This window comes from Paraburkholderia sp. Ac-20347, from assembly GCF_017104805.1.
Classification (GTDB): domain Bacteria; phylum Pseudomonadota; class Gammaproteobacteria; order Burkholderiales; family Burkholderiaceae; genus Paraburkholderia; species Paraburkholderia tropica.
In genome coordinates this window covers 1-13549 of sequence record NZ_JAAGPN010000006.1, presented here as the reverse complement: position 1 = coordinate 13549, position 13549 = coordinate 1, and the positions used below count along the sequence as shown (strand labels likewise).

The window sequence follows — 13549 nt, the reverse complement described above, 5'->3', positions numbered from 1 at the left end:
TGGCTGCGGTTACAGCAGCCACTCGATCGGCAGAATCGAAAAGAACCACACGGCGAGGCGCGTGCTCCAGCGCGAATTCGGCTCGACGTCATAGCGGATCGTGCTGTCGCCATCGCGGCGTATCCAGTAGATCGAGCCGTCCGGCGCGAGTCGCGTTTCGTAGGCAAGCTGCGGAATCTGCACGACGAACGCATGCTCGATCTGGCTGGCCAGTTTCGGACTTTCGATCACGAGGCCGAGTTCGGTGTTGAGATTCGCCGAGCGCGGGTCGAAGTTGAGCGAGCCGACGAATACGCGCTTCGCATCCACGGCGAAGGTCTTCGCATGCAGGCTCGAACCGGAGCTGCCGAACATGCCGGGCGCCTGTTCCTTCGCGCCGCTCGCGCCTGCCGCGCGGCGCAATTCCCACAGTTCGACACCGCTTTCGAGCAGCGCCTTGCGCCGTCTCGCATAGCCGCCGTGCACCGGCATGACGTCGGTGGCTTCGAGCGAATTCGTGAGCACGCGCACGGTCACGCCGCGTTGGGCAAGCTCGGTGAAATAACGCGTGCCGAATTCGGCGGGGACGAAATACGGCGAGACGAGATCGAGTTCGCGTTGCGGCTCGCCGAGTATGTCCTTGAGCTGACTGAGAATGAGCGAGTCTTGCGGCGCTTTGCCAAGCGCTTTCGCAGGATCGTCGCTGACGAGCCGCGCCGGTGCCCATTCGAATTCGAGCGTGCCGTCGAGCAAATGGCGCACGTCGGTTTTCGCTTCGAGCGACGCGATAAAGGCGCTGGCAGCCGGATTGGTCTGCACCGCCAGCGCGGCGCGGTCGAGCACCGCGAGCTGGTCCGCGGACACGGCGGGCAGGATTTCCTTCGCGGGCCACGCCGATGCACTCGACCAGTAGCGGTCGAAATCGTGCGCGACGTCCGTGGCGGCGGGACCGATTGCGAGCACGTCGAGATCGGCGAATACCACGCCGTCCGTCGCGCCGAAATATTCGTCGCCGATATTGCGCCCGCCGAGTATCGTCGCCACGCCATCGGCCGTCAGCGACTTATTGTGCATACGCCGGTTCAGACGCGAAAAGTCGGTGATAAAGCCGATGAATTTGGGCTTGCGAATCACGAAGGGATTAAACAGGCGTACTTCGATATTCGGATGCGCGTCGAGCGCCGCGAGCGTGCTGTCGAGCGAAGAGGGAATGCCGTTGTCGTCGAGCAGCAGGCGCACGCGCACGCCACGGTCAGCGGCTTTGCGCAATTCTTCGAGCAGCAGCGTGCCGGTGAGATCGTCGCGCCAGATGTAGTACTGCACGTCGATCGTGCGTTGCGCCGTGCGGACCAGGTCGACGCGCGAGGCGAAGGCTTGCAGCGGCTCGGTCAGCGGATCGATGCCGGTCAAACCAGGGTGACCGGCTCGCTCCTTGTCGATCGCCTGGCCGAGCTGCGTGCTGCTCGCCTCCTCCGAGGTGAGCGCCACCGATTGCGTGCGCGGCCCGGGTGCGGGCAATTGCTGGCATGCCGTGAGCGTCGTTGCGCCGAGCGCGGCGCACAGGCAGGCCGCGAGCCAGACCGTGGCCGAGCCGATACGTCTGCGAATAGCGATCACCACCGTGGAGGAAGGCAAGCTGGGCATGGACGATCCGCGCGTGAATTGACGCTAGCTTACGCGAATGCCCGGCCACGCTCCACGCGCGCGTCCGGGGCCGGTCGTCTATCAGCCGTGAACGCACGAAAACTCACGCAAACGCACGAAAGCCGCGCCCGCGCGATGGCGGTAGCGGCTTAAGGTGGCAGTGCTTTCGACGGAGGCGTTACTGGGTGTTCGGTGCGATATTGGGCGCGCCGCCATTCGGCGCGTTGAGCGCATTTTGCGCGCGTGCGCGGGATTCCTGAGCGGATTGATTGCGTTCGCTGCGAGCCTGTTTGGCTTCGTTCCTGTACACCTTCTTCGCTTCGGATTTTTTCGCACGCTGTTCGCGATTCGCTTCACGAATTTCCATGCGCTTCTGGACGATCGGGTCGTTGTGCGTGGCGGCGGCCGGCGGTGCGGGTTGTGCCGGATTGACCGGTGCGGGCTGCTGCGCGAGCACCGAGCCGGCGATCATGGCGCCGACCAGGGTCAGCACGACGGCTGTCGTTGCGATTCTGGATCTCATTCTTGACTCTCCGATGGATTATACGGATGACTAACTATCGGCAATGGATCGGTAAATCCAGCCGAATTAATAACGGCGAAACGAATCGGTAAATGCGTTCGCGCGTTTTGCTGCGTTGGTTTTCATTTTACTTACAGAGCGCCGTAGGTCAAGCTGATTGATGCGATATTGCCAGGCGTCTGCTTCTATTTATCGAAGCGAAAACGCCTTAAAACAGGGCGACATAGACATAATGTCGCGATTCGATTCATGATGAATTAACGCAGCATCGTCGCGAGCGTTTTGAACAGCAGCGTGCGCTTATTCGATTTCCGGTGAATCATGCCGACCGTGCGCATGAAGGGCGGATTGCAGAGCGGAATCAGCCGCAGATTCGCGTCGTCGTGCCAGTTGCCGTTGTGAAGCACGGGCAGCACGCTCACGCCCACGTCGTTGCGCACCAGCGAAACAATCGTTTCGATGGAATTGAGTTCGAGATATTCGAGCGGCTTGATGCCGAGCGTGCGCAACGCGTCGTCGATGACCGCGCCCGTCGGCACGCGCCGGTCGAAACGCAGAAAGCCGCGTTCGCGCAAGATGCGCCGGGCGTCGGTGCCTTTCGTCGCGCCGCTCGTGACGAGCATGAGCGGTTCTTCGTAGAGTGGCGTCCAGGCGAGCGAATCGTGCAGCGTGCCGTCGATATTGCCGACCACGACAGCCAGATCGACTTCGCCGGCTTCCACCATATCCGCGAGTTCGGTGGAGCGCGCGGAGGTCAGGCGCACTTCGAGTTCGGGATGCTCGGTCTTCAGATGCGCGACGGCCAGCGAGAGCGCGCCGATCACCGAGACCACCGCGCCCACGATCACCGAGCCGCGTATGGCGTCGTCGGCGCCGGCCGGCAGTTCGTCGATCAGTTCGAGAATGCGTTCGACCTTCGTGCAGATCTCGCGGCCTTCGCGCGTGAGCGCCACCTGGCGCGCGCGGCGGTCGAAGATCTGGCGGCCGAGCGCTTCTTCGAGTCCGCGCATCTGCAGGCTCACGGCGGCCTGGGTGAGCGCGGTCTTTTCGGCGGCGGTGGCGAACGAGCCGCTGCGCGCGACGGCCTGCAAGGTACGCAACATCCGGAGCGTGAGCATGTGAGAAAAATTTAAGTGTCGACAACAAAATATTAATATTTTTTTGGTCAAGCCTTCAAGATAATCGAAGGATCGGTCCGTGCCGGACTGTCCGGCACCGTCGCGCTTCCATTCATCCGCATTCACCCGAATCGATACCCTCATGACGCGCTTCAACTGGCACAACCCGTATCCGACACCGCGCCTGCCGGTGTTCGCCCGCAACATCGTCTCGACCTCGCACCCGTTGGCGGCGCAGGCGGGGCTGCGCATGCTCTGGAAAGGCGGCAACGCCGTCGATGCCGCGATCGCCGCGGCGGCGGCCCTCACGGTCGTCGAGCCGGTGTCGTGCGGCCTCGGCGGCGACGCGTTCGCGCTCGTCTGGGACGGCTCGCAACTGCACGGTCTGAATGCGTCTGGCACGGCGCCGGCCGGTTGGAGCGTCGACTATTTCCGCCGCAGGCACGGCGAGGAGCACGGGATCGCGAAGCAGCCCAAGCGCGGCTGGGACACCGCGACGGTGCCGGGCGTGATCGCCGGTTGGGAGGCGCTGCATGCGAAGTTCGGTTCGCTGCCGTTCGCGGACCTGATGGCGCCCGCCATCGAGATCGCCGAGCGCGGCTATGCCGTGGCCTCGATCGTCGCGCGCAAGTGGCAGGCGGCGATTCCCGAGTTGCGCGATCAGCCCGGTTTTGCGGAGACGTTCATGCCGCGCGGCCGCGCGCCCGAAGTGGGCGAGCACGTGCGTCTGCCGGGCCACGCGTCGACGTTGCGTCGCCTCGCCGAGCAGGGGCCGCGCGCGTATTACGAAGGCGAACTCGCCGAGCGCATTGCGGCGTTCGCACGCGAAGGCGGCGCGGCCCTCACGCTCGACGATCTGCGCAACTATCGTGCGCAATGGGTTGAGCCGATTTCGAAAACGTATCGTGGCTACAAGGTGCACGAGATTCCGCCGAACGGGCAGGGCATCGCCGCGCTCATCGCGCTGGGCATTCTGGAGCAGTTCGACGTGGCGTCGCTGCCGCGCGACGGGATCGAGTCGCAACATCTGCAGATCGAGGCGATGAAGCTCGCGTTCGCGGACGTGTACCGTTATGTGTCCGATCCGCGTTCGATGGACGTGACGCCCGAGCAGATGCTCGACGACGCCTATCTGAAGTCGCGTGCGAAGCTGATCGATCCCGCGCGCGCCACGCACTTCGGCTTCGGCATGCCGCGTTCCGGCGGCACGGTCTATCTGTCCGCAGCGGATGAACGCGGCATGATGGTGAGCTTCATTCAGTCGAATTACATGGGCTTCGGCTCCGGCGTGGTGGTGCCCGGCACCGGCATCGCCATGCAGAATCGCGGCTGCGGTTTCTCGATGGATCCGGCCTCGCCGAATGTGGTCGAAGGCGGCAAGCGGCCATTCCATACCATCATTCCGGCGTTCCTCACGCAGGAGGTGGCGGGCCGCGACGAGGCGGTCATGAGCTTCGGCGTGATGGGCGGCGACATGCAGCCTCAAGGGCATCTGCAGACGGTCGTGCGCATGCTCGATTACGGCCAGCAGCCGCAGGCCGCGTGCGATGCGCCGCGCTGGAAGGTCAATCGCGACTTTACGCTCGACATCGAATCGACTTTCGATCCGCACACGGCGCAGGCGCTGGAGGCGCGCGGTCACCGCATTCAGGGTATCGACGATCCGTATATGGATTTCGGTTCAGGCCAGTTTATCTGGAAGCTCGACCGCGAGAATCCGGATCACGGTTACGTCGCGGCCAGCGATACGCGTCGCGACGGTCTGGCAGCGGGATTCTGAGCGGAGCAAGGCCGTGTCGCGTGCGCGGCCTTGCTTGTCAATACGCGGATCGATTGCCACACAATAAAATTAGCATCACGAATTAAAGGGAATGAGGAGACACGATGGACACCGGATCGCCCACAGCGTCGAACCTGAGCGAAGCGCAGCGCAATCACGCGGACCCTGCGCCGCTCACGCGCGGCATGGTGCGCCGCATCGTCTTCTCGTCGTCCATTGGCAATGCGCTCGAATGGTTCGACTTTCTCGTCTACGGTTATTTCGCGCCGATCATCGCAAAGCAGTTCTTTCCCGTGCACGACGAATGGCTGTCGACGTTGCTTGCGGTGGGGACGTTCGGCATTTCATTTCTCATGCGGCCACTCGGCGCGATCGTGCTCGGCATCTATGGCGATCGCAAAGGGCGCAAGGCGGCGCTCACGCTCTCGATCGCGCTGATGATGGCCGGCACGTTCGCGATGGCGGTCATGCCGCCGTACGCGTCGATTGGTCTGGCCGCGCCGTTGCTGATTCTGCTGGCGCGTCTCGTGCAGGGCTTCGCCGTGGGCGGCGAGTTCGGCAGCGCCACGGCGTTCATGGTCGAGCATAGCCCTGCCAGACGCGGCTATTACGCGAGCTGGCAATTCGCGAGCCAGGGCGCGGCGGCGATTCTCGCGGCGGCTTTCGGCGGGCTGCTTGCATTGTGGCTGCCGCCTGACCAGCTTGCCGCGTGGGGCTGGCGCATTCCGTTTTTCTTCGGGCTCGTGCTGGGGCCGGTGGGCTATTACATTCGCTCGCATCTGGACGAAACGCCGGAGTTCATTGCGAATCGAGAATCGAAGCGCAAGCATGAAACGGTGCAGGCGAATCAGGCCGAAAATACCGATGCCGGCGCGCAATGGCTTAATTTGCTGCTCGCGGTGGGTATCGTCGCGCAATCGACGGTGGGCGTGTATATCCTGCAGCTTTATATGCCGATGTACGCCGTCAAGCAATTGCATATGGCTGCGGCCACGTCATTCGGCGTCGTGGTGCTCAATGGCGGATTGCAATTCGCGCTTTCGCCCGTGATGGGCGCATTGTCCGATCGCATCGGACGCGTGCGCATCATGCTGACCACTTCGATTCTGCTCGCCGCATTCACCTATCCGATGTTCGCGCTATTGCAGCGTCATCCGACGCTCGGCTGGCTGCTGGTATTGCAAGGCGCGGCAGGCATTTTCAAGGCGGCGTATTCCGGACCGATGCCCGCGCTCATGTCCGAGATTTTTCCGGTGCGCGTGCGTTCGGCCGGATTGTCGATTGCCTATAGTCTGGGCGTGACCTTGTTCGGCGGTTTTGCGCCGACGATTGCCGAATTGTTGATGCACTGGACCGGCGATACACTCGCGCCCGCTTATTACGTTTCGGCGGCGGCCGTGATTTCGGGCGTATCGCTGGCTGTCGTGGGCTGGCGCATGCGCATGATGAAGCGGCGTGCATGAACGCTTCAATCGAGTGTGAAGCAGGTTTTAAATCGTCATGATTTTTTTCGCTCCAGATCGTGATTCGATCGGCGTTTCCACTGAAGGGCCGACGCAGCAATGCTATATTCGGGCAACCGCTGCGGGGCAGCGATTCATGCTTACGTTTTGTCAGGTGCCGGAGAGAAAATGTCGATCGAATACCGTGGCTTTCAAATCGTCGTCGATACGAAAGCAGACGCGACGGACACGCAATGGCTGTGTCACGCGGAAATGACTGGCGTTGAAGGTCACGCACGCGACGTCGTGCTGCCGCCCGTCGAACTGGCGCTGCCCAAGCTGAAGATCGACGTGTTGATGGGTGTGAGCATGGTCGAGCACAAGGCACGTCAAACGGTCGACGAATGGCACATCGCGCATCCCACGCCGGTTTGAGCACGAATGCAAACATCCCGGGTCATTGACCGGACGGATGAAACGGATTAAACGACAAGGCCCGCAAGGGCCTTTCGTTTTTTCATGGCGTGGCGGTGACGATATTGCGCGGCGCGCCCGCATAAAACGCGGCGATATTGTCGATCAACTGGTCGGCGAGCGATTGCACGGCTTCGTCGCTTGCCCACGCCACGTGCGGCGTGAGAATGAAACGCGGATGCCCGAGTATGGCCTGGAACGGATGCGCCGCTGGCAGCGGTTCGGTCGAGACGACGTCGAATCCCGCGCCCGAAAACGCGCCGTTTTGCAGCGCCTCCACGAGCGCGGCTTCATCGACGAGTCCGCCGCGTGCCGTGTTGATCAGCAGCGGACGGCGTGCCATGCGCGCGAACGCGCGGGCATCGATCAGATGATGCGTCGCGGGCGTGAGCGGGCAGTGCAGCGAAACGATGTCGCTTTGCGCGAGCAGGTCGTCGAAGGGCACATGATCGTTCGCCGCCGACTCGGACGCTCGCTCGCCGTGCGCGGCGAACAGCACGCGCAGCCCGAGCGCCCGTCCCATCGCCGCCACTGCCTGACCGAGCGCACCAGCGCCGACGATGCCGAGCGTCGAGCCCGCGAGGTCCCGGATCGGGAAGTCGAAGAAGCAGAACTGTCCCGAGTCGAGCCAGCGCCCGGCGCGCACGGCGTCGCGATACGCGACGAGACTGCGCCGCAGCGCGAAGATCAGCGCGAACGTATGTTCCGGCACCGTGTGGACCGCGTAGTCGCGGATGTTGCTGACCACGATGCCGCGTGCCGCGCACGCGCGTAGATCGACGTTGTCGGTGCCCGTGGCGGCCACGGCGATCATGCGCAGCGAGGGCGCGGCGGCGAGCGCGGCCGCGCTGATCGGCGTCTTGTTGGCGATCACGATGTCGGCGTCGCGCAGGCGCGCGGCGACGTCCGCTGCGGACGTGTGGTCGAAGCACTGCAAGGTGTGTGCGAACGGCAAACTGCGCAGGACGGTTTGCGGCGACAGCGTCGCGCGGTCGAGAAAGACGATGCGGGTGGGCGGAGTCGGGCTGGACATGAGCGGTTGCGAAATTTTCTTTCGGATCGGAAACACGCGCATAAAACGCGGCGGACGTTTATTTCGTAAAGGAAACGCACTGGATTGTCAGTCCGCGCTGCCCGCCGCGGTTTGCCGTTTGCGCCGCCTTCCTTTCCCGTATGGAAAACGGCCTCCCGATCCACATACGCACCATGACGTGCAACGGACCTTACGCCGTCGCAGACTTTCCATTTCGTCAAGTGGCGTTGAGCAACCGTCGATTATCAAAATCGCCCGGCGCGCTCATCATGACGTCCAGAAACGACACACTCTGGAGACGTCATGTCACGACCCCTCACCGGTATTCGCGTGCTCGAACTCGGGCAACTGATCGCGGGTCCGTTCGCCGGCAAGATGCTCGCCGAATTCGGCGCGAGCGTGATCAAGGTCGAGCCGCCCGGCACCGGCGATCCGCTGCGCAAATGGCGTCTGCTGCACGAGGGCACGTCGGTCTGGTGGGCGGCGCAGTCGCGCAACAAGCAGTCGCTCACGCTCGATCTGCGCGCGCCCGAAGGTCAGGACGTGATCCGGCGTCTCGTCGCGCAGACCGATGTGCTGATCGAGAATTTCCGGCCCGGCACGCTCGAAGGCTGGGGGCTCGGCTGGGAGGCGCTCAGCGCGATCAATCCGGGGCTCATCATGCTGCGCGTGTCGGGTTACGGTCAGACCGGGCCGTATCGCGACCGGCCGGGCTTCGGCGTGGTGGCGGAAGCGATGGGCGGTCTGCGCCATCTGAGCGGCGAGCCGGGGCGCACGCCGGTGCGCGTCGGCATTTCGATCGGCGATTCGCTGTCGGCGCTGCATGGCGTGATCGGCGTGCTGATGGCGCTGCGTCATCGTGAGCAGCAGGGCGGCAAGGGCCAGGTCGTGGATGTCGCGCTCTATGAGTCCGTGTTCAACATGATGGAGAGTCTGCTGCCCGAGTATTCGGTGTTCGGCGCGGTGCGCCAGCCGGCCGGCAGCAGTCTGCCGGGCATCGCGCCGAGCAATGCCTACCGTTGCAGCGACGGCAAATACGCGCTCATTGCGGGCAACGGCGACAGCATTTTCCGCCGCCTGATGGAGCTGATCGATCGCGCCGATCTGGGCAACGATCCCACGCTCGCGCAGAACGACGGACGGGTCGCGCAGGTCGAGCGCATCGACGCCGCGATCGCGGCCTGGTGCGAGCGCCGCCCGCTCGACGACGTGCTCGCGGCGCTCAACGAGGCGCGCATTCCGGCGGGGCGCATTTACGACGTGGCCGATATCGACGCCGATCCGCACTATCACGCGCGCGAGATGATCGTCGACGATCATCTGCCCGATGGCACGCCCGTGCGTGTGCCGGGCGTCGTGCCGAAACTGAACGCCACGCCGGGCACGATCGAGCAGAGCGCGCCGGAACTCGGCGCCCATACCGACGCGGTGCTCGCGTCCATCGGCGTGGACGCGGCGACGCGCGACGCCTGGCGCGCACGCGGCGTGATCTGAACGGAGACGCACACCATGACGCAGCAATCCAGAAGGCTCTATCTGAACGAAGTCGCCACGCGCGACGGCTTCCAGAACGAAGCGGTTTTTATCGACACCGACGACAAGATCGCGCTGATCGACCAGTTGAGCGCGTGTGGTTACGCGAAGATCGAAGTGACCTCGTTCACGTCGCCGAAAGCGATTCCCGCGCTGCGAGATGCCGAAGCCGTGATGCACGGCATCGCGCGCGCGCCCGGTGTCGTTTATACGGTGCTCGTGCCCAATGTGCGCGGCGCGGAACGCGCGTTGTCGTGCAAGGTCGACGAGGTGAATCTCGTGATGTCGGTGAGCGAGAGCCATAATCGCGCGAATCTGCGCATGTCGCGCGAAGAATCGTTCGGACAGCTACGCGATGTGATCGGCGCGGTGCGCGGATCGGGCGTGGCGATCAACGTGTCCCTGTCGACGGCGATGGGTTGTCCGATGGAAGGCGACGTGCCGGTGGAAACCGTGCTCGGCTGGATCGACCGATTCGCCGGTCTTGGCGTGAACGGCGTGACGCTCTGCGATACGACGGGCATGGCGCATCCCGCGCAGGTACGCGACTTGTGCGCGCAGGCGAGCGCGGCGTTCGCGCCGCTCGCACTCACGCTGCATTTTCACAATACGCGCGGCATGGCGCTCGCCAATACGCTCGCGGCGCTCGATGCGGGTATCGTGCGTTTCGACGCCTCGCTCGGCGGCCTGGGCGGCTGTCCCTACGCGCCGGGCGCGACCGGCAATGTGTGTACCGAGGAACTCGTTCACATGCTCGAACTGGACGGCTACGATACGGGCGTGAATCTCGCGGTGGTGCTCGACGCTGCCGCGCGTCTGCCCGCGCTCATCGGCCATGACGTGCCGAGCCAGATCCTCAAGGCAGGGCGTCGGCTGGATCTGCATCCGATGCCCGCCTGCGCGTGACTGTCACCGGAACTATTCGAAGGAGTGAACCATGGCTTTGATCGATCAACTCGACCATCTGGTCCTGACCTGCGTGGACCCCGAGGCGACCCGGCACTTCTATACCGAAGTGCTGCAGATGCAACTCGAAACCTTCGGCGCAGGGCGTCTTGCGTTTCGCTTCGGCAACCAGAAGATCAATCTGCATGTGCGCGGCGCGGAGTTCGAGCCGAAGGCGCATGTGCCGGTGCCGGGCGCGCTCGATCTGTGCTTCATTGCGGCCGTGCCGCTCGACGAGGTGATCGCGCATCTGCGCAAGGTCGAATGGCCGATCGTGGAAGGGCCGGTCGAACGCACGGGCGCGACGCAGAAAATCCGCTCGGTGTACGTGCGTGACCCCGACCTGAACCTGATCGAGATTTCCGAACTGATCTAAGCCGGGCGTTTCCGATCGGAAAATCGCCTGGTTTCCGATCGGAGAAAAAGTTTTCTCGATTTTCCCGCTTTTTCGTTTTCGCCACGGCGTCGGGGGGCGCCGACGTCGCGGCGATTTGCGCGGGCCTCCGGCTCGCGAGCGGGCGCGCCCGAACGGCGCGTCCGCGCCTCCTGCCGGGCTGTCCAGCGTGCTTGTCCGCGTTTCCGGGCCACGTGCGGGCCACGTCCGCGTCGCGTCCACATCGCCCGCCACTTTCCCCGCCGTCGCTAATGCAGCACAATCGCTTCTGCATCGGCACTTCTTCAGCCTTTCCCTATGGTCAATCCGCTTCATTTCGATCTGCAGTCGCTGCGGGTCTTTCTGCTCGTCGCCGAGCACGGCAGCCTCACCAAGGCCGCGGAAAACGGGCAGCTCACGCTGTCCGCGGTGAGCAAGCGCATCGCGGAACTCGAAAGCGTCACCGACTGCGCGCTGTTCATCCGGCGCGCGCGTGGCGTCGAGCTCACGCCCGCGGGCGTGGCGTTGCTCGATCATGCGAACCGCGTCGTCGATCAGGTCAACCGCATGGCGAGCGAGATGGGCGATTACGCGGCGGGCGTGCGCGGCCATGTGCGCATGTGGGCCAACACGTCGGCGATCGTGCAATTCCTGCCGGTCGATCTCGCGGGTTTTCTCAACGCGCATCCGCGTATCAAGGTGTCGCTCGAGGAGCGTTTGAGTCATGAGATCGTCGCCGCGCTGGGCGCGGGCAAGGCCGATCTCGGCGTGTTCGCGGACAACGTGCCCGCGCCCGGCATCGAGCGCCGTCTCTATCGTCGTGACGAACTCGTGCTGCTCGTGCCGCAGGGGCATCCGTTCGCGCAGCGCGACGTCATCCGCTTTTCGGAAACGCTCGACGAGGATTACGTGGGACTCAGCGACGGCAGCTCGCTGCTCGCGCGCATGACGGATGCCGCGTTCGCCGCCGAGCGCACGCTCAAGCTGCGGATTCAGGCGTCGAATTTCGACGGCGTGTGCCGGATGATCGAGGCCGGGCTCGGCATCGGCATTCTGCCGCGCGATTCGGTGAGCGACGCGCGCGGCAAGATCGGTGTGTCGAAGGTGAAGCTCGCGGACGCCTGGGCCACGCGCACGTTGTGGGTCGGCGTGAAGGCGGGCGAGGCGCCGAGTTCCGATATCGCGAGCCTGTTCGATTACATGTCGGCGCGCAACGGCGAAGGTTGAACGTGGTGGCCAGAATGAAGCAGCCGCGTGCGCGCAAAGCGCGGCACGCGGCCTGTTGAGCACCTCAAACGCAATTCAATCTCAGGCGCTCATACGGGATTGATCTCGTCCTGGCTGCGTCGCGTGGTGAGCGGCCCGAGCGTGCGCAGCGTAATCGCGACAATCGCGAGCGCCACCGAAATCACGCCGAACATCGCCAGCGGACCATGCTGGTTGAGCACGGGCAGCAGGATGAACGGCAGCGCGCTACTGACGATGCGCGACAGCGAATAGGTGCTGCCGATCGCCGTCGAACGCACGCTGGCCGGGAAGATTTCCGCCTGATAGACGTGATACGCGTTGCTGAATACATTGGACGCGCAAGTCGTCAGGAATCCAAAGCAGACGATCAGCGCGATGCTGTTGGAGTAGGCGAAACCGAGGCCGAACAGCGCGACCGAAACGAGCGAGGCGATCACCAGCGTGCGCCGCTCGATCCAGTTGAGCAGCGGCACGGAGAGCAGCGAGCCGATCGGATAGCCGAGAAACGAGAGCGCGACGAACAAGGTGCTGCCGGTGACGTCGAAACCGCGGCTTTTCACCACCACGCCCGCCAGCGTGCCGAAGCCGTAATAGCCGAACGCCTGGAACAGATGAAACACGGTCAGCATGAAATAGCGCTTGCCATATGGTGCGCGGCGCAGCAAGCCAATGCGTTCGCCGAGCGTGAGCGCATGCTTGCGCTCGCCGGTTTCCGCGAACGCGGCGGGCAGGGCGACGCCCGCGCTATCGGCGAAACGGGCCAGCGTGGCGCGCGCTTCGTCGGCGCGGCCTTGCGCGAGCAGCCAGCGCGGGCTTTCGGGCAGGCGATGCTTGATGGCCAGCACGAACACCGCGCCGAGGCTGCCGATCGCCAGAATCACGCGCCAGCCCGCCACGCCGCCGAGATGCAGCGGATTGAGCCACACGGCGAGAAAACCGACCAGCGGCACAGCGATATACGAGGTGGTGTACGCCCAGGCGGCGAGGCGTCCGCGCCGGTCTTTCGGCAGGATCTCCGAGAGATAGCTGTCCGCCACCGGATAGATCGCGCCGACGCCCACGCCCGTGAGAAAGCGGCAGATCACGAGCATGCCCGCGTTGACCGAGAACGCGGCGAGCAGCGAAAACGCGCTGTACCAGACCAGCGTGAGCAGAAAGGCGCGGCGTCGGCCGATACGGTCCGCGAGACTGCCCAGGCACAGCGAGCCGAAGAACATGCCGATGAACGCCGAGGCCAGCAGCAGCTTGAAGCCTGTGCTGTGCCCGTCGAGCCCGTACTCGTTTTGCAGCGCCGAGCCGATCGAGCTGACGAGGAAGATCTCGTACATGTCGAAGAACAGGCCGATGCCGACGACCCACACCACGAAGCGATGCAGCGCGCCCACCGGCATCTCGTCCATGAAGCCGCCGAGCGTGACGCCCCGCGCGGCGCGTGCGGCCACGTCGCGCGCGGCGGC

General features: G+C 64.2%; 12 protein-coding genes. 7 read left to right on the top strand and 5 right to left on the bottom strand.

Going from position 1 to position 13549, the window contains the following annotated elements; all coding sequences use genetic code 11:
- Positions 1-9: 9 nt before the first annotated feature.
- The 3 genes from G3N97_RS02305 to G3N97_RS02295 form a co-directional block, all read right to left on the bottom strand.
- Positions 10-1623: a phospholipase D family protein gene (locus G3N97_RS02305; protein ID WP_205991722.1), complete on the bottom strand. Its 1614-nt coding sequence runs from the start codon at positions 1621-1623 to the stop codon at positions 10-12.
- A gap of 178 nt (positions 1624-1801) precedes the next feature.
- Positions 1802-2146, bottom strand: coding sequence for a hypothetical protein (locus G3N97_RS02300; protein WP_205991721.1), 345 nt, complete (start codon positions 2144-2146; stop codon positions 1802-1804).
- 257 nt (positions 2147-2403) lie between these two features.
- Complete coding sequence (locus G3N97_RS02295; RefSeq protein WP_205991720.1) at positions 2404-3264, bottom strand: LysR family transcriptional regulator; 861 nt, start codon at positions 3262-3264, stop codon at positions 2404-2406.
- Positions 3265-3406: 142 nt separating this feature from the next.
- Between G3N97_RS02295 and G3N97_RS02290 the strand changes: the two genes are divergently transcribed.
- The 3 genes from G3N97_RS02290 to G3N97_RS02280 all read left to right on the top strand — a co-directional run bounded on the left by G3N97_RS02290 (position 3407) and on the right by G3N97_RS02280 (position 6921).
- Positions 3407-5044: a gamma-glutamyltransferase family protein gene (locus G3N97_RS02290; protein WP_205991719.1), complete on the top strand. Its 1638-nt coding sequence runs from the start codon at positions 3407-3409 to the stop codon at positions 5042-5044.
- Between the two features lie 185 nt (positions 5045-5229).
- A complete protein-coding gene (locus G3N97_RS02285) occupies positions 5230-6507 on the top strand; it encodes an MFS transporter (protein ID WP_241030336.1) in 1278 nt (425 codons plus the stop codon).
- 168 nt (positions 6508-6675) lie between these two features.
- Entirely contained in the window at positions 6676-6921 is a 246-nt protein-coding gene (locus G3N97_RS02280; protein ID WP_205991717.1) for a hypothetical protein, read from the top strand.
- An 82-nt stretch (positions 6922-7003) separates the two neighbouring features.
- Here G3N97_RS02280 and G3N97_RS02275 read toward each other — a convergent pair whose 3' ends face one another.
- Complete coding sequence (locus G3N97_RS02275) at positions 7004-7993, bottom strand: D-2-hydroxyacid dehydrogenase (RefSeq protein WP_205991716.1); 990 nt, start codon at positions 7991-7993, stop codon at positions 7004-7006.
- Between the two features lie 303 nt (positions 7994-8296).
- On the opposite strand from G3N97_RS02275, the gene G3N97_RS02270 reads away from it, so the two are divergent.
- The 4 genes from G3N97_RS02270 to G3N97_RS02255 all read left to right on the top strand — a co-directional run bounded on the left by G3N97_RS02270 (position 8297) and on the right by G3N97_RS02255 (position 12071).
- The gene (locus G3N97_RS02270) at positions 8297-9487 is read left to right on the top strand and encodes a CoA transferase (RefSeq protein WP_205991715.1); all 1191 of its coding nucleotides are present in this window, start codon (positions 8297-8299) and stop codon (positions 9485-9487) included.
- Between the two features lie 15 nt (positions 9488-9502).
- Entirely contained in the window at positions 9503-10432 is a 930-nt protein-coding gene (locus G3N97_RS02265; RefSeq protein WP_205991714.1) for a hydroxymethylglutaryl-CoA lyase, read from the top strand.
- Between the two features lie 31 nt (positions 10433-10463).
- On the top strand, positions 10464-10847 hold the full coding sequence (locus G3N97_RS02260; RefSeq protein ID WP_205991713.1) for a VOC family protein: 384 nt from the start codon (positions 10464-10466) through the stop codon (positions 10845-10847).
- A 315-nt stretch (positions 10848-11162) separates the two neighbouring features.
- Complete coding sequence (locus tag G3N97_RS02255) at positions 11163-12071, top strand: LysR substrate-binding domain-containing protein (RefSeq protein WP_205991712.1); 909 nt, start codon at positions 11163-11165, stop codon at positions 12069-12071.
- 89 nt (positions 12072-12160) lie between these two features.
- Here G3N97_RS02255 and G3N97_RS02250 read toward each other — a convergent pair whose 3' ends face one another.
- Positions 12161-13492 carry an MFS transporter gene (locus tag G3N97_RS02250; protein ID WP_205991769.1) on the bottom strand — a complete coding sequence of 444 codons (1332 nt, stop codon included), beginning with the start codon at positions 13490-13492 and terminating at the stop codon, positions 12161-12163.
- Between the last annotated feature and the right edge of the window lie 57 nt (positions 13493-13549).

Excerpts from the sequence above, each read along its gene's own strand:
- G3N97_RS02260 (WP_205991713.1), top strand. The coding sequence starts at position 10,464 with ATGGCTTTGATCGATCAACTCGACCATCTGGTCCTGACCTGCGTGGAC.
- G3N97_RS02305 (WP_205991722.1), bottom strand. The coding sequence starts at position 1,623 with ATGCCCAGCTTGCCTTCCTCCACGGTGGTGATCGCTATTCGCAGACGT.
- G3N97_RS02250 (WP_205991769.1), bottom strand. The coding sequence starts at position 13,492 with ATGGACGAGATGCCGGTGGGCGCGCTGCATCGCTTCGTGGTGTGGGTC.
- G3N97_RS02270 (WP_205991715.1), top strand. The coding sequence starts at position 8,297 with ATGTCACGACCCCTCACCGGTATTCGCGTGCTCGAACTCGGGCAACTG.
- G3N97_RS02295 (WP_205991720.1), bottom strand. The coding sequence starts at position 3,264 with ATGCTCACGCTCCGGATGTTGCGTACCTTGCAGGCCGTCGCGCGCAGC.
- G3N97_RS02300 (WP_205991721.1), bottom strand. The coding sequence starts at position 2,146 with ATGAGATCCAGAATCGCAACGACAGCCGTCGTGCTGACCCTGGTCGGC.
- G3N97_RS02255 (WP_205991712.1), top strand. The coding sequence starts at position 11,163 with ATGGTCAATCCGCTTCATTTCGATCTGCAGTCGCTGCGGGTCTTTCTG.
- G3N97_RS02290 (WP_205991719.1), top strand. The coding sequence starts at position 3,407 with ATGACGCGCTTCAACTGGCACAACCCGTATCCGACACCGCGCCTGCCG.
- G3N97_RS02280 (WP_205991717.1), top strand. The coding sequence starts at position 6,676 with ATGTCGATCGAATACCGTGGCTTTCAAATCGTCGTCGATACGAAAGCA.
- G3N97_RS02275 (WP_205991716.1), bottom strand. The coding sequence starts at position 7,993 with ATGTCCAGCCCGACTCCGCCCACCCGCATCGTCTTTCTCGACCGCGCG.
- G3N97_RS02265 (WP_205991714.1), top strand. The coding sequence starts at position 9,503 with ATGACGCAGCAATCCAGAAGGCTCTATCTGAACGAAGTCGCCACGCGC.
- G3N97_RS02285 (WP_241030336.1), top strand. The coding sequence starts at position 5,230 with ATGGTGCGCCGCATCGTCTTCTCGTCGTCCATTGGCAATGCGCTCGAA.